Source organism: Zhongshania sp. (genome assembly GCF_041623545.1).
Classification (GTDB): domain Bacteria; phylum Pseudomonadota; class Gammaproteobacteria; order Pseudomonadales; family Spongiibacteraceae; genus Spongiibacter.
Genome location: NZ_JBFJWS010000003.1, coordinates 25,037 through 46,930, shown reverse-complemented (window position 1 = coordinate 46,930; position 21,894 = coordinate 25,037). Strand labels below are relative to the sequence as shown.

The following is a 21,894-nucleotide window of genomic DNA, read 5'->3' as shown; positions in this document are numbered from 1 at the left end:
GGTGCGGAATTCACGCGGGCAGCCGGTTTTGGCGGCTTTTTGCTTAGATTGGCAATCCGGGGTCTGCTAGGCATAATGGCGCGATTGCACTGCCTCGGCGCGCTGTGGCGGGTGATTGCCGTGCGTCGCGCAGCAATTTAATCAGTTAGGGTAAAGGTCAAACGTTTATGGAATCCGATAGCAGGAGCAGTGTAGGGCGCAATAGCTTGCTAAAGTCTGCAGCCGTTGAGTCCGGCGCGGCGGGCGGTAAACCCAGCCCCTTATATGTGCAGCTGGCCGGCGTATTGAAAGATGAGATTTTGAGCGGCGTCTATTTGGTTGGCTCTCTGCTGCCCACCGAGGATCGTTTGTGTGAGCGATTTTCGGTGAGTCGTTATACCGTGAGAGAGGCTCTCCGGATATTGCGCGAGGGCGGCCTTGTGGAGTCCCGGCAAGGCGCAGGCACCGTGGTTATTCCGCTGCGCTCTACGGAGTCGGATATTCAGCAGGTGATGTCGATTAATGATTTAGTCGCTTTTGCCGAAGGCACGCGCTTTGTTATTGAGTCGATTAAAACGGTAGTGATTGATGCAAGACTGGCGGCGCGAACGGGTTTAGCAGCTGGTGAAGAGTGGCTGGAGGTGCGAGGCTATCGGCATTCTGAAAAAATCGATTCGCCATTTTGCTTAACCGAATATTATATTAATCGTGCCTTTGCTGCGGTGGGCCGCTTGCTACCCCGTCATAATGGCCCCATTTTTCCCTTGATAGAAGATATGTTTGGGCAAAGTGTTGCCGAGGTTCAGCAACAAATTTCTGCGACATTAGTGTCGCCAGCGCTTGCCGAAGGTTTAAACGTGGCGCCGGCAACGGCCGCGCTTGAAGTTCGCCGCGCGTACAAAACGGCGGATGATGTTATTGCGCAACTTACAATCAATACTCACCCAGCCTCGCGTTTTCAGCACTCGATGACCATGCGTAGAGTGAAGGTGTGAGCGGAGCTTATACCGAGTAGTACACCGCTTTAATCTTAAGACCTTACTCTCTAGATCTAGTCATCGCGGTGCTGTGTGCAATTCAGGACTGAATTGGCAGGGATAAAATCCACAGACCAGATGCGGTGTACAACATCATTAAGGCGAGCAGTGGGATTTGGCTGATTAGCGCCATTCGACCGCTGTTAAATACCCGCAATGCCACAAGGTGCATCAGGTACACGCTGATAATATGGCCGATTAATATGAGGCCAACTTGAATTATCCAGACGGTATCAGCGGCGATCATTATTGGCGAAACAAACCAGTTTTGGGTACCAAAAAGATTCCAGTGGTAGCCGAAAGGGTCAGAGGCCAGTCTAAAAATTCGCGGCCCTTGGAATAAGCCGAGAGTAAAGTAATGGCTAAGGTTGTAAACAAAAGCAATTGGTACAAGTGAATAGCCGAGTTCGAGCGCGAGGGAGTAAAGCGGGCGATCGGTGCGAGTAAGTTTTTTTGTGATAAACAAAAGTGCTAAATAGATTGCCAAATATATGAACGGCGAGATTAGCAGGGCGAAGCCTTGGAAGCTTCGATAGATTCTGGAGTATAAAATGGGCGATTCACGCATGGTGGTGTCAAGCGCCGTTATGCACAGATTACTGACTTCCCGCGATAGGTTTCGCCACAGCTCGGTTTCATGTAGGCCATCGTAAGCCGTGGACGAAAGCATAAAAAGAATAAAAAGTAGTAGGCTTAAATCTCTGCAGGGCTGGTCGAGTAGGCCGATAAAAGGCTGCCGTAGGCGCACGCCTTTATGGGACCATTCGAGTGGGGCTAACTTGCCCATTACCCGAAAAAAAACACTAAATAAATCGCCGTAGTGAAACCAGTTTTTACTGCCCCACCACCACGCCCCAAGAAAATTAATGGCGCTATAGGCGATGAGAATGAGTGACAGTGATAGCGGCTTGGTTTTGCCAAATAGTTCGATCCAAATCAGTGCCATATACAGCAGTAGCGCGGGATAATACGCCAGTGCTGGCGGGTAGGGACGGCGTCCAGAAAACGCATTGGGTATGGCGCGATCGATACTATTTGTCACTATCTGCCATGGATTTAAGGTGTTGTAGCTATTGCCAAATACCGCGACCCAGTAGGTGTACAGCAACAGAATGATGATCCAAAAAAAGGTCATATTGAAGTTGAGGTAGCTGTTGTTGCTGCCGATCAACCCGCTAATTATTGTGAGGGCTAATAGCCCGACGCTGAGTAGTTGCAGAGCGGTGACAAGTACCGGTGCGTGCACTGGCCGCCACCGAGATACGCTGAAGTTGCGCTTGGCCTGAGCTGGTGTGGTAACGAAATAGCCGATGATCAGAAACGACAAGGCGAGTGCCGCTGTTGCGCCATAAACATACAGCCACACCGGCACCGGTAAGGTGTAAAGGCTGCCGAAGGAGTGAGCTATCGCCGGGAGTGGCATGCTAGCCAGCGAAAGGCTGGCTGCACAATAAATAGTGTTTTTGGTGCGGCTGGGCACTTAGCGCGTGTGCTTACACTGTTTGCGGCGCGCGCCGAAATTGCGTGCTAACAATGCCATTAGCAAGAATAACCCCGCACCGATTGAGGTGGAGCCGCCGCCCGATGAGCGTTTGGCGGTGCTGCCAGTACCGGTGCCTGGATTAGGCTTAGGCGTCTCGCCGCTGGCGCTGCTCCTCGGGTATTCGGGGTCAGTCGGGTAGGGTAGGCCCAGCGCGGCAATGACTTGGGGCTGTAATTCTAGGACATTCACTGCTTGGCTGCCGGAGGTGTATATGATGCCGCTCTTGTCGTTGTAATGAAAAACACCGGAGTGGACGTGGCCGTTGCCGTCGTTGAAATAGGCAACTTCTATTGGCTTGTCGCCGTCGCGGAGGTCAAAAATACGCAGTCCGCCTGAGCCGTATTCCACCATGAGCATGGCTGCGCCGTTTTCGTTGTAGAGGGAGTATTCGGTAATTTTAGGGGTCGTCCCCGACGCGGTTGCGGCTTCGCAATTTTCAGGCCGGTTAATGGCCAGGGTGAGTTGCGGGTTGGCGCGATAACTTTCGTATTTGGTTTTATCAAATACGCCGCCGGTAACTTCGGCGATATAGGCTTCTAAACTATTGCCCAGTGAAGTGGGTCGTGGATAGCTTTGGCAGCTATCGACCGGTTGGCCAACATTTTCGTTGGCGCCAACGATAAATTCACGGCCGTCTTTGGTGCGCCACCAATTCATACTGTGGCCTGGAAAGTAAACGAGGGTGTCTTTGATTTCTATACTCGGTGGACTTGCTTTTTGGCCGAGGCTATTTGAAATATCGACAATGCGCGCGGTAGGCGGCTCGGCCTGCTGGATGCCAATGTCGCCAAGTTGATGTACTAATTCGTTTTGGGTATCGATAAGCTCAGGTAAGCTGTCGCCGGCTTGGTTTGCGCCATACCACAATGTACCTTCTAGGTTGTCGTCAGAAGAGTGAGAGTATTGGCGGGGGTAGTCTGGGCCTGCGACTTGTTCGCAGAGTGGGGGTTGGCCCCCAGCGACGAACATCGTTTGCGCATTCATTTCGCAAGTCCAGTTTCTGACCGACCAGGTCTCGCTTAGGTCTAAATTGCTAATATCGGCTACGACAAACCCTAAGCCTGAATACACGCGCTTGGCGTCGTGGCTGATTGCAATTTCGTGGGAGCTAGTGGCGGCGACATAAAGACCAAGATCTGAATTCGCGCTAGGCCAGTCGATTTCACCTTTTTTCTCTAATTTGCAGTCGCCTTTGCCGGTTTCGCCAATTTCATACACTCCGTTACCAGCGACTAATACTGCGCGATCCCCGACGGTTTTGGCGCGGATACTTTCCGAACCGCCTATAGACGGTTCTTCACCGGTTTTAACTGGCTTGAGTGGGTCGGCAAGGCTGTAGGCATATAGTGCGCTGCCAGTGTAGGGCATGGACCCCGGCACCCGCACGTAGGCGCAGTACCCTGAACCTTGGGCGCTGCCACCAAAGTCTATTTTACTCAATAGTGTTAGCCCGCAATTAACCGTCGCGGTGTTTACATCACCTTGAATGCCCGCCTCTGGCAAGTCTTGGTCGCCACACAGCGCTGGTGATTTGTTGGGGTCCAGTGCTTGGCCGTGGGCGGTGGAAATGACACCGCAGGCAAGTAGTAGGCTGGCTATACGTGCTGTATTGGGGCTTGTGGTGATGCGCATTGGGCGTTCTCCGGCAGCCTGTTATGGCACAGGCCTTGTTTTTTTTTATGCTTTTGTGACCCTCAATATAAAGTAGACATCACTGTTGCGCAATACGGCGAGGTGTCGGTGAATGGCTGGATCTACACATCCTTAAGTGCACATCAGTGTTGACTTGTAGGCGTGGGCGCAATAAGGTTTCTAGGCGACTGCATAAATGGTTCCCTATCAAACAAAATGACTCAACTGGATCGCTGTTTCGGCTTTTCTGTTGGGCGCAGTGCCACAGTAAAAATAATAGTCAAAGCAAAGTGTTAATCGAGGTGTAAGTTGGCGGATTTCGATGAGGTTGTGGATTTTGCTATTGTCGGCAGTGGCGGTGGTGCAATGTGCGCAGCCCTGCAGATGGCGGCGAAAAACAAGCGCGTTGTGATGTTGGAAAAGTCCCATTTGGTCGGCGGCACCACGGCGCGCGCTGGTGGTGTGATGTGGATACCGAATAATCGCTTTTTAAAACGCGACGGCATTGACGATAGCTTTGAACTCGCCGCGAAGTATTTTGACGGCTTGGCCGCGGAGGCGGGAGATACCCCCGGCTCCACTCCGGAGCGTCGCCACACCTACTTGCGCCAAGCACCTAAGATGGTCGACTTTTTACTTGAGCAAGGTATCAAGCTCAATCGCGTTTCCTATTGGCCTGATTATTATGATGAACGGCCGGGTGGTCTCGAAGTAGGCCGTTGTGTGGTTGCTGATCTTTTTGATCTTAATGAATTAGGACCGTGGCGAGAAAAACTTCGACCCGGTTTTTTGACCATGCCCGCAACCCTGGAAGAAGCGCTATTGCTGCCGAATTTCAAGCGTGCTTGGCGGTCGACCAAGGTGCTGTTAAAAGTTATTGCTCGTACGATTTACGCGAAAGTGGCGCGTAAGCAGTTTGTATCTGCGGGTGCGGCTTTGCAGGGGCGAATGTTGCAAGCCGTTTTGCGCAGGGGTGTTGATGTGCGCAGTGAATCGCCGGTCAGTGAATTGATTGTCGACGACGGCGTGGTGCGCGGCGTGCTCACTGTAAAAAACGGCAAGCCATGGCGGATTAGTGCGCGGCTTGGTGTGTTGGTGGCGGCAGGTGGCTTTGCCCACAATCAGCGTATGCGCGACAAATACCAGCCAGGTACATCCACTAAGTGGACCAGTGCTGCACCGACCGATACCGGTGAAATGATTGAAGAAATGATGCGCCACGGCGCCGCAATTGCGCAAATGGATGAAATGGTCGGCAATCAATGTACTTTGCCTCCGGGTAGTCAGGAGGGTGAGATTCAGTCGCCAGCGCAAAGCCTAACAGCCAAGCCTCACGCTATCTTGGTAGATCAGACTGGCCAACGCTATATGAATGAAGGCGGCTCATATATGGCGTACTGCAAGTCAATGCTGGCACGCAATAAAGCCGTGCCAGCAGTGCCGAGCTGGGCGGTGTTTGATAGCCAGTACATGAAAAAGTACATGCTGGCCGGAACGATGCCGGGCAGTAAAAAGCCGCAAAGCTGGTACGACGAGGGCTATCTCAAACAGGCACAAAGTGTTGCCGACTTGGCTGAGCAGCTAGGTATGAGTGCAGCGCAATTGGAAGCGACCGTAAACCGCTTTAATGGCTTTGTTCGAAATAATTATGACGAAGATTTCCAGCGCGGAGAGCGCGCCTATGACAATTGGCTTGGCGATTTCTGTCATCAGCCCTCGCAAACCCTTGGTGAGTTAAGTAAGCCGCCGTTTTATGCGGTACAGGTGGTGCCCGGTGATGTTGGCACTTACGGTGGTGTGGTAACGGATACCTCCGCACGCGTATTGCGGGAAGACGGCTCAGTGATTCCCGGCTTGTATGCGACAGGGGTCTCTACGGCTTCTGTTATGGGGCGTGTGTATCCGGGAGCCGGTTCGAGCATTGGCCCGACGTTTGTGTGGGGCTTTGTGGCTGCTAATCACGCAGCGGGGAGTAATTAAGTAAGGTATTCCTTTCGCTTTAAGGGTGGGGAATAAGATTTAGTTTGTGATTTGAGTATAAAAATTAAAAAAGGGAGCGTTATGAACAAAGAAAATTTAAAAACTAACTCTACGTTTAAGTTATCTTTTTTAGCACTAACTATTTCTTGCGCTTATCCGGCGTTGGGTGCAGAGGAAAAAGTACTAGAAGAAATTCTGGTAACCGCTGAGCACCGATCGGCGTCGGTTCAGGATACCCAAATTTCCATTACTGCAATGACGGCAGAAGACGTCCAGGACATGGGTATAAGCAACCCCTCAGATATTGGTAATTTCGCACCCAATTTAGTGGTAAATACCTTTCAAGGCGGTAAGTCTGGGGTCGGTATAAACATGCGTGGCATGGGGCAAAACGAAACCCTCGTTAGCTACGACCCAGCTATAGGGCTTTATATCGATGATGTGCTGTTGTCGAAAAGCGTTGGCAGCATGCTGGATGTTATCGATATAGAGCGTATTGAAATTTTGCGTGGCCCGCAGGGTACGCTTTATGGTCGTAACACTATGGGTGGAACGGTAAATTTCATTACCAAAAAGCCCACCGATGAATTTGAAGGGAAGCTGGCGCTGACCGTTGGTGATTATGGTCAAAACGATTTAAAGGGTGTGTTGAATATACCGCTTACCGATAAGAGAAGTTCTATTGGTGGTTTGAGTGCAAGAGTCTCAGCGGCAAAATTAAATCGTGATGGTTTGACTGACAATGATATGGTCGGCGCACCGAACCGCGAGCTGGATACCAAAGATCGCGCAGCCTATATGGCGCACCTGCTGTGGGACCCAAGTGATTTATTGAAAGTGCTCTATACCTTTGATCGTACAAATATTAATGAAGCTCCGGGAACACCGTGGACCACGGGTGTAAATTTAAATAGAACTGCGGGCGGCATGCTGGCGCCGTATGCCATTGGCTACCACACCGACCGACCTGACTCGGTGAGTGTCAACGGCGAGCACATAGCAAAGACACAGGTTAATGGCCAGGCGCTGCATATTGATTACAGTCTTACCGACAATATGGAGATTAAATCGATCACGGCACGACGGGAGATGGAAAATTATTCGACCGCTGATTCCGACGGCTCACCATTGTCTATTTTGCAAACCATCGATGAGCAAACAGTGGATTTATTCACTCAGGAGTTTCGCTTAACCGGCGCGACCTTGGATAGTAAACTGGATTACACCGCAGGCATTTTTTACATGGAAGAAAAAGGCACTGTAGATCAAGGCTTAGAGGTGTTTGGCTCACTAAATGGCAATCAGGCAAGTTTTACGAATAAAAACTGGGCGCTCTACGGCCAAGCGACCTACTACATCTCGGCGCGATTAGATGTAACTGCAGGGCTGCGTTATACCGAAGAAGATCAGCAAATGACTAAGCGGGTCATACCCGGTGGCGGTGCCGCGCCAATTGAGTTTGGCACGGCGCAGCAGAAATTTGACAATATATCGCCGATGGCTGCAATTAGTTACGACTGGACTGACGAGGTTATGAGCTATTTTAAAGTGAGCTCCGGCTTCCAGGCAGGGGGATTTAATGTCCGCGATACCAATGTTGATACCAATTCCCAGCCGACTACTTTTCATCGGGGTTATGACGAAGAAGTTTTGTTGGCCTATGAGCTTGGTGTAAAAGCAGATATTTATGAGCGTGTGCGGGTCAATGCCGCACTTTGGTATAGCGACTATGACGATAAGCGCGTAAATAATTTTGATGCAGTGACCCTCGGTAATACGGTGCGTAATGCGGGGGTGGTTGATATTTATGGGGCGGAGGTCGAGGCCTTGGCGCAGATCAGCACGGATGTACAAATCGGCGCTAACTGGGGCTATACCAAGCCTAACTATGTTGAGTATGACTCACCAAATCCTGCAAACCCCTCGCAAATACTGGACTTGTCTGGTGTGACGAACTTCCCTTATACACCGAGAACCAGTGCCAATATATTTGCCGCTTATGAGTCGCAATTAAATATTGGTCTGTTTAAGGCCCGTTTGGATTGGGCGTTTAAAGATAATTATAATTTCCTAGCGCCGCAGCCTGAGCGAAATGATCAGGAGAGCTACCAAGTTTGGAATGCGCGGGTGTCGCTAGATGATATTGCTGGCCCCGGCGATACTCAGCTTCGTATAGCGGTCTGGGGTAAAAATATTACAGACGAGTCCTACTACACAAATGGTGTAAATGTTTATTCAACCTTTGGATTCGACGTGAATATGTATGCAGAACCAATGACCTACGGGGTGGACTTTGAAGTAAGGTTTTAATGGCCTTGCTTACTCTTTCTAAGTGGTGCTAGTGGGTTTAATCGATCCGGTGGCAGGCTTCAGTCTGCCGCTTTGTTCAGCTATTAGCGCAACTCGTTAGCTTAGAAGCGCAATTACTAGACGATTTTCTGAACCATGTTGCTTGCATGTGTGATTAGCAGTGGTTTCAGGCTGAGGACTTATAATGATAAAAAAAAATTACTCTAAACTATGCCTAGCTTTTAGCTTTCTCATTGCGTCTGATGCCTATTCTGGGGGCGCCCAGCTCGAAGAAGTGATTGTGACGGCCCAAAAGCGTGAACAAAACCTGCAGGATGTACCGATGGCGGTGACCGCTATTGGTCGTGAGCTAATTGAGAACAATGAAATTAATAGTATTCAGGACCTGACTAAAGTGGTGCCTTCGCTACGCTTTTCGTCAGATGCCTATATCAACAGTGCGGTGAATATTCGCGGCGTTGGGACCAATGTTTATAGTGTGGCGGTGGAGCCGAATGTGTCGGTAATGCTCGATGGTGTCGTGCTGGCGCGCAATAGCCTAGCTACTTTTGATTTTGCTGATATTGAGCGAATTGAGGTGTTGCGTGGTCCCCAGGGCACCTTATTTGGTAAGAACGCGTCGGCGGGTTTGGTGCATGTGATTACGCGAGACCCGTCGCCGGAGTTTGAGGCCCGTGTGCGCTCAAGTTTTGAACAACCGGAAAATTTCCCCGGTGACTTTATGAAGCTTCAGACGAGCGTGAGTGGCCCGCTCAGTAAGGGGCTTGGGCTGCGTGTAACGGCCTACGGCAAGCAGAGTAACGGTCACCTAGAGGATATTCAGCAGAATACCAATGAACCAGATTCTGTTTTTTTTGGTCTTCGGAGTAAATTGCGCTGGGACCCGTCTGAGGCTTTGACCTTGCGATTAAATTTAGAGCACCAGGTTAAGGATGGTCATTCTGGCTTAATGACTTACCGAGATGGCAATCCGTCTTTGCGAGAACGCAGTGCCCCCATCGAATTTGGTGAGCATAATCGTCAGGCCCGCAGTCACGGGAATAACTTCTCTGATTCTAAAACAAGCGCGGCCTCTTTGAGTGTAGATTGGGATGTCGGCAGTTTTGTTCTGAGCTCAGTGACAGCGTTTCGTGAAGCAAATAACCATGACAATATTACGGTTTACGGCTTAGATGGTCAGCGTGGCCATTTGCGCTCAAATGTAACTGAAATTGATATCGAAACCTTTACCCAGGAATTTCGAATTACCTCTGCGAATAATGAACGCTTTGAATATACCGCGGGGGTGCTGTGGTTCGATAACTGGGTGAAGGAAGATTACGATCGGGATATCACTGATTTGCCCGCCACTTTGGTGGCCGGGACATTTGTGCCGATTGCGATTCCCGCCGGAATTGGCGATGGCCTTGGCGGTGCCGATGCGGTCAATAATTATGATACTCGCGACGCGGTGGTCGAGATTCAAAACCTCGGACTATTTGCCGAGGGTACCTGGCATCTTGCCGATGATTGGCACGTAACTGCTGGCGCGAGATACATCGATGAGTCAGTGGCTGTGGTGCTCGATACCAGCGCGCAATTGTCTTACACCGGAACAGGAACTGAACTACAGAGCAGTAGTTTTTCTTCCCCCAGCGTTACGACTAGCGATAAAACCGTGACCGGTAAAATCGCCCTGCTTTATGACTGGGCTGATGACATTACTGCCTATGGCTCAATTTCTACCGGCTATCGTGGGGCAACGTTTGACTTGGCGGGGGAGGATGAACAGGCGGCATTGGATAATCCTGTCGACCCAGAAAAGGCCCTTGCCTATGAGTTTGGCCTTAAATCACGTTTATTTGATAATCGACTTGAATTAAACGTCGCCGCATTTTTAACCTATTTTGAGGATTTTCAAGCGCAGATACGCGACTTGCAAACTACCGGCTCGATAGTGGCGCACAGACTGGATAACGCTGGCGAGCTTGAAACCCGCGGCGTGGAAATCGAGTTTCAAGCTCGACCATTTGAAGCGCTTACTGTTGGCGGCGCTGTCTTATTTAACCGCGCGGTTTTTAATGAATTTGTTACGCAGTGCTTTGCGGGGCAGCGTGCTGATGAGGGCGGCGCGATTGATAGTGATGGCGACGGTAATTGTGATGCCCAAGACGTCGCCGGTGGTGTGCTAGCGAATGCGCCGAAGCGCACAGTGTCGATCAATGCTCGTTACGAGCATATGCTCATTGATGTTGATAATGTTTTATACGGTCAGATTAATACCCGCTGGCAGGATGATGTTCAATTTACCAATGAGCAGCAACCGACCACAATCCAGGAGGGGTACGGTATTACGGATTTACGCTTTGGCTGGCTTGGCGCGGAGAATGCCTTTGAACTTGCGGCTTACGTGAATAATGTATTTGCCCAAAGCTACGTGGTGATGATGACGCCGTTGTCGGTGGCAAATGACCGTCGCGATATAGTGCATAGCTTGCCAGTTGGCGCTGATCGTATCTACGGGGTATCACTGGCTTATCGTTGGTAATTGAAAAGCTCGCCCGTTTAGGCGAGTCGCTGTTTAAATACGCCTGAATTGTACGTGCTGACTTAGCGCGAGTGCTGCTTGGTTTAAGCGAATGACTCTTCCCCTGCCAATTTAGTGCGGTGCATCATCCGCCCGCTGTCTAAAGGGTAGGACGTTGCGCGATGCATGGTGCCAGTATTGTCCCAAATAACGAGGTCACCGACGGTCCATTTATGGCGATATACAAATTGTGGCTGAGTTGCCCATTCCCGTAATTTACATAGTAGTGCGCGACCTTCCTGATATTCCATTCCTTCGATATATGCCGCTGTTGATCCAAGCACTAGAGATTTTCGGCCGGATTTGTGATTCCAAACTAGGGGTAAAGTATTCGATGGTGCTTGGCGCCAAGCCTGAAGCTCGGCATAGCTTGGCTCGGGCTGAACGTACTGCTGCGCGTTTTCCAAGCTGTGGACCACTTTTAACTTTGAGTACGCCTCTTTGTCGGTTTCAGGCAATGCATCGTAGGCGGCATAGGTATTGGCGAACTCTGTGTCGCCGCCTGTTTCTGACAATTTCCACGCGCTGAGAAGGGACGCAAGAATAGGCACGGTTAGTGTTGTGCCGTCGATATGCCAATAAAATGCGCCTTTTAAATAATCGGCGTGGGCGTTTTCATTGACGTCTAGAGTGACTTTATAAATTCCCTCATCACCTTCGAGAATGACTTCGCCGAGGGTGGCAGTGAAAGCCAGTTGCTGCTCATCACTTAGGCCAAGTTCTCGGAAGACAATAACGCAGCGCTGCTCAAGTATGTCGCGGATTTCAGCGGCGGCAGTACCGCCCAGCAGAGTGTTGAGATCCGCCTTAATTTCAGCGCCGATATTGGGTGTGAGATTACTTGTGATAAGGCTCATTTTGACCCTCTGCAAATTTCGATAAATTTATGAGAATTAACGGTAGTGTAAAGCTATATTATAGTCAACAGTGGTGCTTATTGTGTGTGCTGGGGTGTTTGAATTTTGCTGGGGATCTATTTGCTTAATAAGCGGTATTTTGGTCGGAAAGGTTTTAGAGAATATCACGTTAAATTGTGAAAATTAGATGCTTTTGCCTATAAAAACGACGAAGTTCAGTAGCAAGTGTATGGTTTGTTGACTTGCATAGTGTATCGGCACACAATTTGCGCTGAAATCAACAGTGGCGATGATTTGTTGGAGGTATGGTGGCTCGTAGACGGAATAAAAGTGAAACTCGGGAAGCAATTTTGGCGGCGGCGCGCACAGTGTTGGCCTCTGACGGCCCTGATGCCCTGAGTTTGTCAAAGGTAGCGCATCTTGCCGGCATTAACCGTGGTACGGCCTACCAGCATTTTGAAACCCGTGAAGACCTGATTAAGGCAACCGTCGCCTGGGTGAGTGAGCATCTATCGACTACTGTATTTGGCGATTTAGGTGTTGATGATACCGGTCACTGGGAGGGGCGTGACGAAGAGCGGCCGGTGTACGAAGCAATCGCCAAGTTGGTTGATTTTTCTGTCGAAAACCCGTCGCTTTGTCGTATTTGGTTGTTCGAAGTCTTGTCCGCCGACGATCCCGGTCAAGATATATTCTTTAGACAGTTTAAAGAATCTACCAAGGAGTTGGCTGAAACAGAATCCAGCCAAGACGGTATTGATGTGGAGGCCTTGTCGGTGATTGTGCTGGCAGGGTATTTCTTGTGGCCAGTTTGGGTTGGCTCCCACGCGCAGACAAAAAAAGAGCGTCAAGTCATGGCCGAGCGCATGCGTCGTGAAGTGCTTCGTTTATTTATGCACGGCGTGCTGAAGGCTGAAGCTTTCCCGAGTCTACAAAAATTGCTAGACGAAAAAGCGCCGGTGTAATTCTGGCGCGGGTATGTATTTAAGAACTCAAATTAAGTGTTTCTGTGGTGGTCTAAATTTCACTTCGCAATAGCGGTAGTCTCTATCGTCTTGCTTAAGAATTCCTCTGCGCTATTCCGTTTGCATTTTTTCGGCCGCCCCCTACAATTTAAGCAGTCGCATAATTATAAGTAACGGCGAGCGAGGGGCTTATGCTGAAGAGTGAAAAAATTTTGATCACCGGTGCTACGGGGAAAATTGCCTTTCCTATTGCTCGCGAGCTCGCTAAACAAAATGAAGTATGGGGTGCGGCGCGATTCAGTAAAGAAGGTGATCGCGAAAAATTAATCGCGGCGGGTATTAAGCCGATACAGCTAGATATCTCGCTAGGTGATTTTTCGTCGCTGCCAGCGGATTTTAGTTATGTCTTTCATGCCGCAGTAGATCCCGGAGCTAATGATTGGCGACGTTGTGTGCAAACTAATGCGCAATGCTCAGGTGATTTACTACTGCATTGCCGCAACGCGAAAGGCTTTGTGTACTGCTCAACAGGCTCGGTTTATCGCTATGAGGGGAAGCCACTGACGGAGGCTGATGCACCAGGCGCACCTTTGCGTGCCAATTACAGCTTCTCAAAAATAGCCGGGGAGCAGGTCTGCACCTGGGTGGCAAATCAATTTAAGATTCCCCTCACAATCATACGTATATGCTCAACATATGGGCCTGAGGGCGGTGCGCCCTGTGATCGTCTCGACATGATATTGCAGGGTAAGCCTATTCGCCTCCACCCTGATCGGCCGAATAATTACAACCCGATTTACGAAGATGATTATGTTGTGCTTGGTATCAGGGCAATGGAAGTTGCGGCGCTACCGCCAATTACCGTTAACTGGGGTGGTAGTGAAACGGTGAGCGCAGAAGATTACTGCACTTATATGGGGGAGTTGGTTGGGGTGAAACCGATTTTTCTATACACGCCAGAGGCGCACACACCGTTATGGCCTGATATGAGTTATATGCATGAAATATTGGGGCGCACCCAAGTGCCGTGGCGCGAGGGCTTTCGTAAAATGATCGAAGCCCGTCACCCCGATCGGCTCATTTCCGCAAAAGCGTCAGCGACTGACGTTTAGCCTCTAGACAATAATCGCCGGCCTTGGGAGTTATTTTTGTCGTTTTTCTAATGGGCCACCTAAATTAGAGCCACCATCCACGGGCAAGACTAAGCCAGTGACCTGCGCCGACAGTTCGCTGGCCAAATAGAGTGCAGCATTGGCGACGTCATGGGGTCGTCCCTGTCTCTGTAATGGCTGCATGCGGCTGGTCATTTCTGCCATGTCATAAAAGGTTTGGGCGGCAGGGATGTGGCCCGGTGCAATACAGTTGACCCTGACATTGTATTCACCGAGTTCCCTCGCGATCGACTTAGTGAAATGAATAACACCGGCCTTGGCAGCGCGATAACTAATTAAAGGTAGGCCAGGTTTCAGCCCGGCAATCGAAGAGGTGTTGATGATTGAGCCGGAACCTTGTTTGGCCATATAGCGGCCAGCGTGTTGGCAGCCCGTCATGACGCCAAATAGATTTACATCAATCACTTTGTGAAAGTCGGCGAGATCGTCTTCAAGAAAACTGTAGTGGACGGCACCAGATATACCGGCGTTATTAAACATGATATCTAGCCCGCCAAAATGGTCGATCGCAAAATCCACTAGCGCTTTCACTTGCTCGGGGTCGGCGACATCTGTTTTCTTGAATACTGTGGCGTCACCAAGTTCAGCGGCTAAGGCCTGACCTTGGTGTGAATCAATGTCAGCGATGACGACATTGGCGCCTTGCTGAGTAAATAATTCAACTGTGGCGCGACCGATACCGCTGGCACCACCAGTGACAATAGCGACTTTTTTGGCGAGTAATAATTGCATATTGAAGGTCTTTTTTTTGCAAAACTGTAACAGCTCACATCCTAGGTCGATATCATTATATTGTAGAAAGTGAGTTGCGCATTTGGAACATCTAGCGCAGTAGCGGTAGATGTGTTCATTGATTAGGGCGAACAAAAAATACCGAGCTTATTGCCATCCAAATCTCTGACATAGGCCGCGTATAAATGGCCGCCCATACGTTCACCGGGCTCACCATCGGATGTGGCACCAAGGGCCAGCGCTTTGCTGTGGAAGGCCTTTACTTGCTCTGGCCCTGAGGCAGAAAAGGCGACCATTGAGCCATTGCCAACCGTTGCGGGTTCGCCGTTAAAGGGCTTGTTAATGGCGAGTTTAGCACTGCCTTCACCTAAAGCGTAGAGCACAGTTCGCTCGGCTTTATAGGCTTGCTGGGCATTAAAGATGCTCAGTAATTCATTGTAAAATTGTTCTGCGCGGGCTAAATCATTGGTGCCTAAGTTAAAATGAGAAATCATTTTTCTGTGAGTCTCCTAATCGTATTTTTAAGTGGGATGAGTTAGTGAGATTGTGGTAAAACGGCAATTTTATAAGAATAAAGCCTGCTTCTTTGGTTCGACTAAAAATTAAGTCATTGTTAATTATAATAAATAATATTTTTTATTATTTTACGCTACAATCCTATCGAGCTTACCTTTTGTTGCGTGTTATTACTACCGCATCTGCGTTCGCTATTTGCTGTTGAGTCTGCATTGTACGTGGTCAGAGCTTCGCTGGCTTAATGTTGATATTTGTGCATGCGACTTAAATTTTGACTAACTGGAGAAATGGTAATGCGGCGGTTTGGTATTCATCACATGACGGCCATGGAGTTAAGCCCAGTCGAATTTGTTAAGGCTGCTGCTAAGCATGGCTGCCAGAGCGTGTCCTTATTCGGTTTCGGTGACCCAAACCAGTTTCCTCTTGTGACGTCGAAAAACAACATTGAGCTTAAAGCCGCTCTTCGTGACACCGCAATACAAGTCGGCAATGTCGATCCTTTTATTCTTCTTCCTAATACCAAAATTGAAGATCTAATTCCGGGTTTAGATATTGCGGCCGATATTGGTGCAGCGGGAATTTCTGTTGTTGTACTTGATAATGATCAGCAAAGGGTGAGCCAGTTGCTTGGCGAGTTGTGCTCGCGAAGTTTGGGTTTTGATTTGCGAGTTGCAATTGAGTTTATGGCGTTGTCTCCGGCGTGGAACTCTTTGCCGGAAGCAGTTAAATTAGTTAGCTTGCTGAATGCGCCTAATCTTGGCCTTAGTGTGGACGTGTTACATCTGATTCGTTCTGGTGGTACGGCCGCTGATGTGGCAGATTTAAGCCCCGAACTTTTCTATAACTTCCAGCTCTGCGACAGCCTAGATCTTAGGGCGTGTAGCGATTATGGAGCCGAAGCCATGGGTGCTAGATTGGCGCCGGGTGAGGGGCGGTTTCCTTTGTTTGAAATACTCTCAGCATTGCCGAGCAATATGCTAATTGAGCTAGAGGTTCCGCAAAACGCTGGTCGTCCTGCTGACGAGCGTATTCGTCATGTGGTAGCGTGTGCAAAAAAATTAATAGCGACGTTGACGTAAAATACTGTCGAGTTAAATGGAAATTAAAAAAATAATATGAGGGTGGCAATGTATGCAAAATGATAATAAACAGATCGTACTCAATTTTATCGACGCCATGGGCAAAGGCGATGCCGTTGCGGCTGCACCTTGTATTGCCGAGGACACGTTTACCTTAGCAAAAGGCTTTGGTAATTTTGCTGGGGTGCGAACCCACGATACGATTCTCGCGACCATAGGGGCATTTAGAAAATTAATGCCCGCCGGGATGGAGCCTGATATAAAAACGGTTATTGCCGACGGCGACAAAGTCGTAGTGGAATTTGTTGGCAACGGTGTACTCTTTAATGGTGAGTCCTATTGTAATGAATATTGTATGGTGTTTACCCTGCGGGACGGCAGGATTCGCCAAGTAAATGAATATTTTTGCACGAAATTAGCGGATGAAGTTCTTTATCCGCTATTGTCTGCGGAAGGTTTATAGGCCTTATCTGCGTGACTTTTTACGGTAAATATTTGTCCCAGTAAAAGGGCTCCACTACCTGAAACGGTGCGGCGAGTAGTGGTGTAATTGGATTTGTTTCCCAGCGCTTCGCGAGAATTTCGCGCAGGCGCTGAGCAGTGGCCAATGGTTCGCCATCGATAAAGCAATAACTGAGTTGCAGTCCGCTATTGTCAGGGAATCCTAGGGCGGGAGCCGGACTGCCGCGATGCCACCAAATACCAGCTACGCCTTCCGTGGCACAAAGAGGTGCTGGTGAAACCTCGCCTTGTTCCAATATTAGGTAGACGCTACGCGCTGGGCGCCAAGGAATGACATCGGCGCCCGCAATGGCTTTCTCTGAGGCCACTTTGCCTGTGAGCTTATAATAATTTGCACTCACCGTCGGCAGGCGAAATGGGCGGCGATCACCTTCAAGTGCTTTACTTAATGCGGCGTATTTATCAAAGGCGGCATCTTCTGTAAAAAAATAGGTCATCACGTGATCAACGGCATCATAAGCTGGCTCGCTAAATGCGCGGGCAGCACGGCAGGCCGGTGTTGAGACCAAGCGAATTGAGTGTCGCAAACCCGCGATGCGGTATTGCTCAGGGCGATGATCTAGGGAGTGCCAAGCGAGATAGTCGGCGTCGCGCCCACTACTTTCCCGGGCCGCCATGGACGTAAAAATCCGGCTTACATCTCCTTGGCCGCTAGCCTGTACCGCAGGTAATTGGCTAGACGGTGTGCCCTTGAGTTGGTAGCTCATGTATATGCCTATACAAATTAACTTGGTGGCCTATCTGCGACTCTAGGAACTCGTTAGTGGCGAGCAAAGGCTTCGCTAAATAATTGCTGCATGAGCGCCCACGAGCGCTGTTCGGTTCGTTCACAATAGGCGAAGCCGGGTAAGTTGCGGGTGTCGGCATCAGGGTCCGTGAAACTGTGTACTGCACCGCCGTAATGAATTAATTGCCAGTCGACCTTGTCGCGGCTTAATTCAGCAGTGACGGCGTTTAATGCGTCGCGATTGATTACGCCGTCGTCGGCACCATTACAGATGAGAATCTTGGCGGTGATGCGGGCGTCACCGTCTTGCTCTGGAATAAGTCCGGCGTGGAAGGTCGCAAGGGCAGCCAGGGGTGCGCCGCTGCGGGCGAGTTCGAAGCAGCAGGCGCCGCCAAAGCAAAAGCCGATAGCTGCCGTGTTGTGTTTATCTACATTGGCTTGGCTGAGTAGTGCAGTAAGCGCCGCGTGGGCGCGGCCGCGCCACTCTTTCCGATCGTTATACATCGTTTGAATTGCCGGTACGAGGCTGGCCATGTCATCAAAAACTTGGCCATCGCCGTGGATATCCGCCGCAAGGGCAATATACCCTAGCTTGGCGAGCCGTTCCGCGCGCTGGCGAGCGTGATCATTCAAACCAAAGGCTTCCGGGAAAACGACAATACCGGGGCAGAGTCCGATTTGGTTTTCATCCCAGGCTAAATAGCCGACCATCTTTACGCTATTGTGATGATATTCTATTTTTTTTGTTTTCATTTTCGGGTCCCGGGGTGATGCTTTACTGAGTACGTTTGACCGCGGTCGCAAAAAGGCTCTGCGGAGAGCGCCAATCTAACCTAACTTTGCGGTGGGCGATAAGCCACTGCTCGCCTGACTTGCGAAATTGATCGAGGTAGTAGCCCGCATGATCTGGCCCAATATCCGTGTAGGCAACCCAGTAGGTGCGCGCTCTGGCTTCATTGCTTGCGGTCAATTCGATTTGCGATGTTGAAAGGTGGTGGCGAACGAAGCTGGCTTGTTGGCTGCTACTGGTGGCTTCACGAGGCTCGCTCCAGCGACTTAGCCAATTGGCAACGGCAGTGCGGCCTTCGTAGCGAAAAGCGTCGGTGGCCGGCACACCGTCAGATTCCAGTATGGCATCTTCGGTGAACACCGCGGCAAAATCGTCAATGCGCAAACGGTCACCCGCCATGGTGTAGTTGGCCATGGTCTGGCGGATACATTCCCGCGCTAATAGTTCGTCTATGGTCATTTTTAGGCCCTGATAGTGGTTTAAACTTGGGCTGGCTTTTGTTGTAAATATACATCTAGGTGACACAGCTTGCCGTGGTCATTAAATTTGTAAACGGTCATGGTATTGGATACATCGACATGGTCGCCAATGGAGCAGCGCTCGGTCAGTTCGAGGTAAACCACATTGCCGCGTTCCTGCACTCGCCGAAAATTGCCCTCCCACTCCAGTGCCGCCGCAAACTGGCTGACAAAGTCAGTGTATTCTGACCAGTTCATGACTTCGCATTGATGGCCCACGCGTTGAAATGTTGCAACGTCGACGAGCTCGGCAAAGGGTGCCCATGCCGCTTTTGTAAATCCAGCTTGTTTAGCGCGTTTGACCGTGCGATTAAAAATGTCACAGTAATCCAATACTTTGGCGCAGAGTTCGGTATTGCCAATGTCTTTATTAAAGTTGGCTTTTATTGCGTCGATATCCATCATTGCAATGTTCCCGTATAGCTCGGGTGGGGTATGCCAAGTGCTATTTATTATTGGCGCTAATTTATTGTTATTTAATTGTCTTGAATAAATTTAAGCGAACGCCTAAATAAAAGCAAGACATAGCTAGCGCCGGTAGCATGGGCCGGAGCCGAAATTTTTGCAGCTAACTGTAGAAAATTAACTTACTTTGCTAATACTAACCAACTGTTTTGGTCGTGGCGTGTATTGGCTCGATGCTTTGCAGTAAGTTTTCGACAAATTTGAGGGTGTCGCTGTGGGCGTCATGGACGCCTATGCTGGCTTCAGTGACGAGTTCAAGGGCGGCGCCCGCCATTAACAGTGACAGTACATTGGGGGGGAATTTATCGAGGGGGACGCCACTCTCGTCAAGCGCGCGCTTAAGTATTGAGATTTGTAAGCTGCGGGTTCGAACATTGGCGCGTGCGATTTCCTTACGTAGCGCTTCGCGGTGATTTGCCAGCGCCATGAATTCAAATATAAGTCCCATACCTTTGCGGTCGGTATTTAATTTCCATAACTCGCACAAAGGGTTTGGCGCGGTCATAAGCTGCATGTGACGATCAAAGTTCTGAGCATCGGCACGTTGAAACAGTGCCAAAAATAATTCGTCCATGGTACCAAAATGGTAGTGTACTAACTGGGACTTTAACCCGGCTTCGGCGGCAACGCGTCGTGAGCTAACGGCGGCATAACCATCTTCACGCATGATCGTCTCGGTAGCATTGAGAATGGCTTCGCGGGTTTTATTTTTATCATCCACTTTCCGCACGGCTTTCATAGGCAGACTCCTGTGGCAATACGATACGGCACTGGGCGGTATCGTATTGCGTTTTGCTTAGCGGGGCTTGCGCGGTTTGATATACCACCCAAATCGGCGCCGGCCAAATGCGGCGATAATAGCATTTTTAAGTCTAAAATCGCCGCCGGCGGTGAAATGTGTACTGAGCTTTGGGTGCTCAGTACACATTAAGATGGTGGAGTTTGTCCAGCTTATGACTGCAGGTAGCGATCCATCTCTTGGTGCATATTAAGGATCATTTTTTCGTGGTGACTAGCCAGCCAGGTTTGGCGCATAGAGCGTGAGTGCAGGCCCTTTTGCATCCTTGGAATATTGCCCAAGTCTTGGCGTGGAATAAGCAGTACCTGCTCGGGGTCATCAAGGTCTGTTACTTGCGTCATAACAGCCCGGGGCGGCTTATCAGCGGCTGGATAGGTTTTGGTAGACATGATTTCGAAGTGGCAGCTATCGGGATCTTTGCCATTGGGGCGAACTCGATAAATCATGGCATTGCCCGCGTGGGGTAGGATCATGATATTGGGGAAAATAAATACTTCACCGCCCCACATGCCGAGAATTTCCGGCGTTGGTGTCGGCATAGGGCGATTTTCTGCGGCGGCGTGGGCGTATAGGGTTTTAACGTATTCGCCGCCCAGACTTGACCCCTCTGGGATCGGTTTGCCACGCAAGGTGCGCAATACATCGATATCGCCTTGCAGTACCTGCGCATCCATGCCGTCGACTAATAGCTGGAGTCGATCGGCCATCACGTCGACGGGATCGGCATCATTTTCGACTTGTACTTTACCTGCCATTGCGGTGTTTGCGCCGGCGTAGAAGCGGCCGTGACCATTGGGGTAGACGTCGTAGGCCACGTTGCGGTGATTAAACGGGAAGTCTTTAACCTCGTCTTCACCGTAAATTACGGCGGCGGCGGGCTTTTCGAGCTGTGGGTGAGTAGCGGGTACGTGGTAGGTTTCAAAGAAAGCCTCTTGCGCAACTTTCCAGTTTGACGGAATTGGAATGGACTTCCACCAGTAGTTGCCCATTTCGCCGATGGCGAGGCCGTCAAGAAACGGTTTTACTGGGGCGATGAACTCCTCAAAGGGCTGGGGGGCGGCGTCGAAGTTGATGAAAATAAAGCCCGCGTAAATCTCTAGCTTTAGCTCTTTAAGTGATACGTCACTATTGCAGAGTTTTCCTTGGCGAAATTCCTGCTGCTCTAAAATGAAGTGATTTTGTCCCGCCGCATCCCAGCGCCAGCCGTGAAAGGGGCAAATAATACGACCGCCGGGGAAGGTTCCAGCGCCTTCGGCCAATGCCGTGCCGCGGTGCGGACAGACATTGTGGTAGGCCTTGATGGTGTTTTCGTCAACGCGAACAATAAGTACGGCTTGGTCACCAATCTCATAGACGGTGTAGTCGTTTGGCTCCTGAACTTCGTCAAGTCTGGCGGCGGCTTGCCATACTTTGCTCCATAGCTTTTCATACTCCAATTGCTGAAAGGCGGGGTCGATATACCGGCCTACGCGAATGCCGTGAGGCATGGTTAGCCAGCTGTCTGGCCACGTCGAGGTTTCATCAATGTTTAGTGCCGGAATTGTGCTATTTGCAGTGGTATTGGTGGGGCTCATAGGGATCTCCGAAAGAGCGCGCAGACTCGCTTATTATTGTACAGTATTGTTGATTAGTAGCGTCTTATCTTAGGGCGGTGTTTGGGTGCTGTCTATCACTTACTGTGCGACTGCTTAATTTGTCTACAATT

The 21,894-nt window shown here is 50.0% G+C and carries 19 protein-coding genes; 8 read left to right on the top strand and 11 right to left on the bottom strand.

Annotated features, from left to right (window positions below; all coding sequences use genetic code 11):
* The first annotated feature begins 206 nt into the window (after positions 1-206).
* A complete protein-coding gene (locus ABYT30_RS01360; protein WP_373077362.1) occupies positions 207-974 on the top strand; it encodes a GntR family transcriptional regulator in 768 nt (255 codons plus the stop codon).
* A gap of 82 nt (positions 975-1,056) precedes the next feature.
* Here the strand turns inward: ABYT30_RS01360 and ABYT30_RS01355 are convergent, their stop codons facing one another.
* Together ABYT30_RS01355 and ABYT30_RS01350 are read right to left on the bottom strand one after the other, a co-directional pair.
* Positions 1,057-2,439 (bottom strand): hypothetical protein, encoded by a 1,383-nt coding sequence (locus tag ABYT30_RS01355; protein ID WP_373077364.1) that lies wholly within the window; start codon positions 2,437-2,439, stop codon positions 1,057-1,059.
* A 57-nt stretch (positions 2,440-2,496) separates the two neighbouring features.
* Complete coding sequence (locus ABYT30_RS01350; protein WP_373077365.1) at positions 2,497-4,191, bottom strand: hypothetical protein; 1,695 nt, start codon at positions 4,189-4,191, stop codon at positions 2,497-2,499.
* A 309-nt stretch (positions 4,192-4,500) separates the two neighbouring features.
* On the opposite strand from ABYT30_RS01350, the gene ABYT30_RS01345 reads away from it, so the two are divergent.
* The 3 genes from ABYT30_RS01345 to ABYT30_RS01335 all read left to right on the top strand — a co-directional run bounded on the left by ABYT30_RS01345 (position 4,501) and on the right by ABYT30_RS01335 (position 11,008).
* Positions 4,501-6,171: an FAD-dependent oxidoreductase gene (locus tag ABYT30_RS01345; RefSeq protein ID WP_373077367.1), complete on the top strand. Its 1,671-nt coding sequence runs from the start codon at positions 4,501-4,503 to the stop codon at positions 6,169-6,171.
* A gap of 81 nt (positions 6,172-6,252) precedes the next feature.
* Positions 6,253-8,481 (top strand): TonB-dependent receptor, encoded by a 2,229-nt coding sequence (locus ABYT30_RS01340; protein WP_373077368.1) that lies wholly within the window; start codon positions 6,253-6,255, stop codon positions 8,479-8,481.
* Between the two features lie 184 nt (positions 8,482-8,665).
* Positions 8,666-11,008, top strand: coding sequence for a TonB-dependent receptor (locus tag ABYT30_RS01335; RefSeq protein ID WP_373077370.1), 2,343 nt, complete (start codon positions 8,666-8,668; stop codon positions 11,006-11,008).
* Positions 11,009-11,091: 83 nt separating this feature from the next.
* On the opposite strand, the gene ABYT30_RS01330 is transcribed toward ABYT30_RS01335, so the two are convergent.
* Positions 11,092-11,904 carry a TauD/TfdA dioxygenase family protein gene (locus ABYT30_RS01330; protein WP_373077373.1) on the bottom strand — a complete coding sequence of 271 codons (813 nt, stop codon included), beginning with the start codon at positions 11,902-11,904 and terminating at the stop codon, positions 11,092-11,094.
* Positions 11,905-12,209: 305 nt separating this feature from the next.
* Between ABYT30_RS01330 and ABYT30_RS01325 the strand changes: the two genes are divergently transcribed.
* Together ABYT30_RS01325 and ABYT30_RS01320 are read left to right on the top strand one after the other, a co-directional pair.
* Entirely contained in the window at positions 12,210-12,869 is a 660-nt protein-coding gene (locus tag ABYT30_RS01325) for a TetR/AcrR family transcriptional regulator (RefSeq protein WP_373077376.1), read from the top strand.
* A gap of 191 nt (positions 12,870-13,060) precedes the next feature.
* Entirely contained in the window at positions 13,061-13,981 is a 921-nt protein-coding gene (locus ABYT30_RS01320) for an NAD-dependent epimerase/dehydratase family protein (RefSeq protein WP_373077378.1), read from the top strand.
* Positions 13,982-14,011: 30 nt separating this feature from the next.
* On the opposite strand, the gene ABYT30_RS01315 is transcribed toward ABYT30_RS01320, so the two are convergent.
* On the bottom strand, positions 14,012-14,773 hold the full coding sequence (locus ABYT30_RS01315; protein WP_373077380.1) for an SDR family NAD(P)-dependent oxidoreductase: 762 nt from the start codon (positions 14,771-14,773) through the stop codon (positions 14,012-14,014).
* 122 nt (positions 14,774-14,895) lie between these two features.
* Positions 14,896-15,267: a VOC family protein gene (locus tag ABYT30_RS01310; protein WP_373077382.1), complete on the bottom strand. Its 372-nt coding sequence runs from the start codon at positions 15,265-15,267 to the stop codon at positions 14,896-14,898.
* 315 nt (positions 15,268-15,582) lie between these two features.
* Here ABYT30_RS01310 and ABYT30_RS01305 point away from each other — a divergent pair, with 315 nt between their 5' ends.
* Both ABYT30_RS01305 and ABYT30_RS01300 read left to right on the top strand, forming a co-directional pair.
* On the top strand, positions 15,583-16,368 hold the full coding sequence (locus tag ABYT30_RS01305) for a sugar phosphate isomerase/epimerase family protein (protein ID WP_373077385.1): 786 nt from the start codon (positions 15,583-15,585) through the stop codon (positions 16,366-16,368).
* Between the two features lie 52 nt (positions 16,369-16,420).
* Entirely contained in the window at positions 16,421-16,831 is a 411-nt protein-coding gene (locus ABYT30_RS01300) for a nuclear transport factor 2 family protein (protein WP_373077387.1), read from the top strand.
* Between the two features lie 19 nt (positions 16,832-16,850).
* On the opposite strand, the gene ABYT30_RS01295 is transcribed toward ABYT30_RS01300, so the two are convergent.
* The 6 genes from ABYT30_RS01295 to ABYT30_RS01270 all read right to left on the bottom strand — a co-directional run bounded on the left by ABYT30_RS01295 (position 16,851) and on the right by ABYT30_RS01270 (position 21,763).
* Positions 16,851-17,597 (bottom strand): hypothetical protein, encoded by a 747-nt coding sequence (locus ABYT30_RS01295; protein WP_373077388.1) that lies wholly within the window; start codon positions 17,595-17,597, stop codon positions 16,851-16,853.
* A gap of 53 nt (positions 17,598-17,650) precedes the next feature.
* A complete protein-coding gene (locus ABYT30_RS01290) occupies positions 17,651-18,370 on the bottom strand; it encodes a dienelactone hydrolase family protein (RefSeq protein WP_373077390.1) in 720 nt (239 codons plus the stop codon).
* Between the two features lie 22 nt (positions 18,371-18,392).
* The gene (locus ABYT30_RS01285) at positions 18,393-18,866 is read right to left on the bottom strand and encodes a nuclear transport factor 2 family protein (RefSeq protein WP_373077392.1); all 474 of its coding nucleotides are present in this window, start codon (positions 18,864-18,866) and stop codon (positions 18,393-18,395) included.
* A gap of 20 nt (positions 18,867-18,886) precedes the next feature.
* Positions 18,887-19,330, bottom strand: a complete 444-nt coding sequence (locus ABYT30_RS01280; protein ID WP_373077395.1) for a hypothetical protein — start codon at positions 19,328-19,330, stop codon at positions 18,887-18,889.
* A 196-nt stretch (positions 19,331-19,526) separates the two neighbouring features.
* The gene (locus ABYT30_RS01275) at positions 19,527-20,129 is read right to left on the bottom strand and encodes a TetR/AcrR family transcriptional regulator (RefSeq protein WP_373077397.1); all 603 of its coding nucleotides are present in this window, start codon (positions 20,127-20,129) and stop codon (positions 19,527-19,529) included.
* A gap of 212 nt (positions 20,130-20,341) precedes the next feature.
* Complete coding sequence (locus tag ABYT30_RS01270; RefSeq protein WP_373077400.1) at positions 20,342-21,763, bottom strand: SRPBCC family protein; 1,422 nt, start codon at positions 21,761-21,763, stop codon at positions 20,342-20,344.
* Positions 21,764-21,894: the final 131 nt, after the last annotated feature.

Coding starts and splice junctions, on each gene's coding strand:
- ABYT30_RS01355 (WP_373077364.1), bottom strand. CDS start 2,439: ATGCCACTCCCGGCGATAGCTCACTCCTTCGGCAGCCTTTACACCTTA.
- ABYT30_RS01350 (WP_373077365.1), bottom strand. CDS start 4,191: ATGCGCATCACCACAAGCCCCAATACAGCACGTATAGCCAGCCTACTA.
- ABYT30_RS01340 (WP_373077368.1), top strand. CDS start 6,253: ATGAACAAAGAAAATTTAAAAACTAACTCTACGTTTAAGTTATCTTTT.
- ABYT30_RS01335 (WP_373077370.1), top strand. CDS start 8,666: ATGATAAAAAAAAATTACTCTAAACTATGCCTAGCTTTTAGCTTTCTC.
- ABYT30_RS01330 (WP_373077373.1), bottom strand. CDS start 11,904: ATGAGCCTTATCACAAGTAATCTCACACCCAATATCGGCGCTGAAATT.
- ABYT30_RS01325 (WP_373077376.1), top strand. CDS start 12,210: ATGGTGGCTCGTAGACGGAATAAAAGTGAAACTCGGGAAGCAATTTTG.
- ABYT30_RS01320 (WP_373077378.1), top strand. CDS start 13,061: ATGCTGAAGAGTGAAAAAATTTTGATCACCGGTGCTACGGGGAAAATT.
- ABYT30_RS01315 (WP_373077380.1), bottom strand. CDS start 14,773: ATGCAATTATTACTCGCCAAAAAAGTCGCTATTGTCACTGGTGGTGCC.
- ABYT30_RS01310 (WP_373077382.1), bottom strand. CDS start 15,267: ATGATTTCTCATTTTAACTTAGGCACCAATGATTTAGCCCGCGCAGAA.
- ABYT30_RS01305 (WP_373077385.1), top strand. CDS start 15,583: ATGCGGCGGTTTGGTATTCATCACATGACGGCCATGGAGTTAAGCCCA.
- ABYT30_RS01300 (WP_373077387.1), top strand. CDS start 16,421: ATGCAAAATGATAATAAACAGATCGTACTCAATTTTATCGACGCCATG.
- ABYT30_RS01295 (WP_373077388.1), bottom strand. CDS start 17,597: ATGAGCTACCAACTCAAGGGCACACCGTCTAGCCAATTACCTGCGGTA.
- ABYT30_RS01290 (WP_373077390.1), bottom strand. CDS start 18,370: ATGAAAACAAAAAAAATAGAATATCATCACAATAGCGTAAAGATGGTC.
- ABYT30_RS01285 (WP_373077392.1), bottom strand. CDS start 18,866: ATGACCATAGACGAACTATTAGCGCGGGAATGTATCCGCCAGACCATG.
- ABYT30_RS01280 (WP_373077395.1), bottom strand. CDS start 19,330: ATGATGGATATCGACGCAATAAAAGCCAACTTTAATAAAGACATTGGC.
- ABYT30_RS01275 (WP_373077397.1), bottom strand. CDS start 20,129: ATGAAAGCCGTGCGGAAAGTGGATGATAAAAATAAAACCCGCGAAGCC.
- ABYT30_RS01270 (WP_373077400.1), bottom strand. CDS start 21,763: ATGAGCCCCACCAATACCACTGCAAATAGCACAATTCCGGCACTAAAC.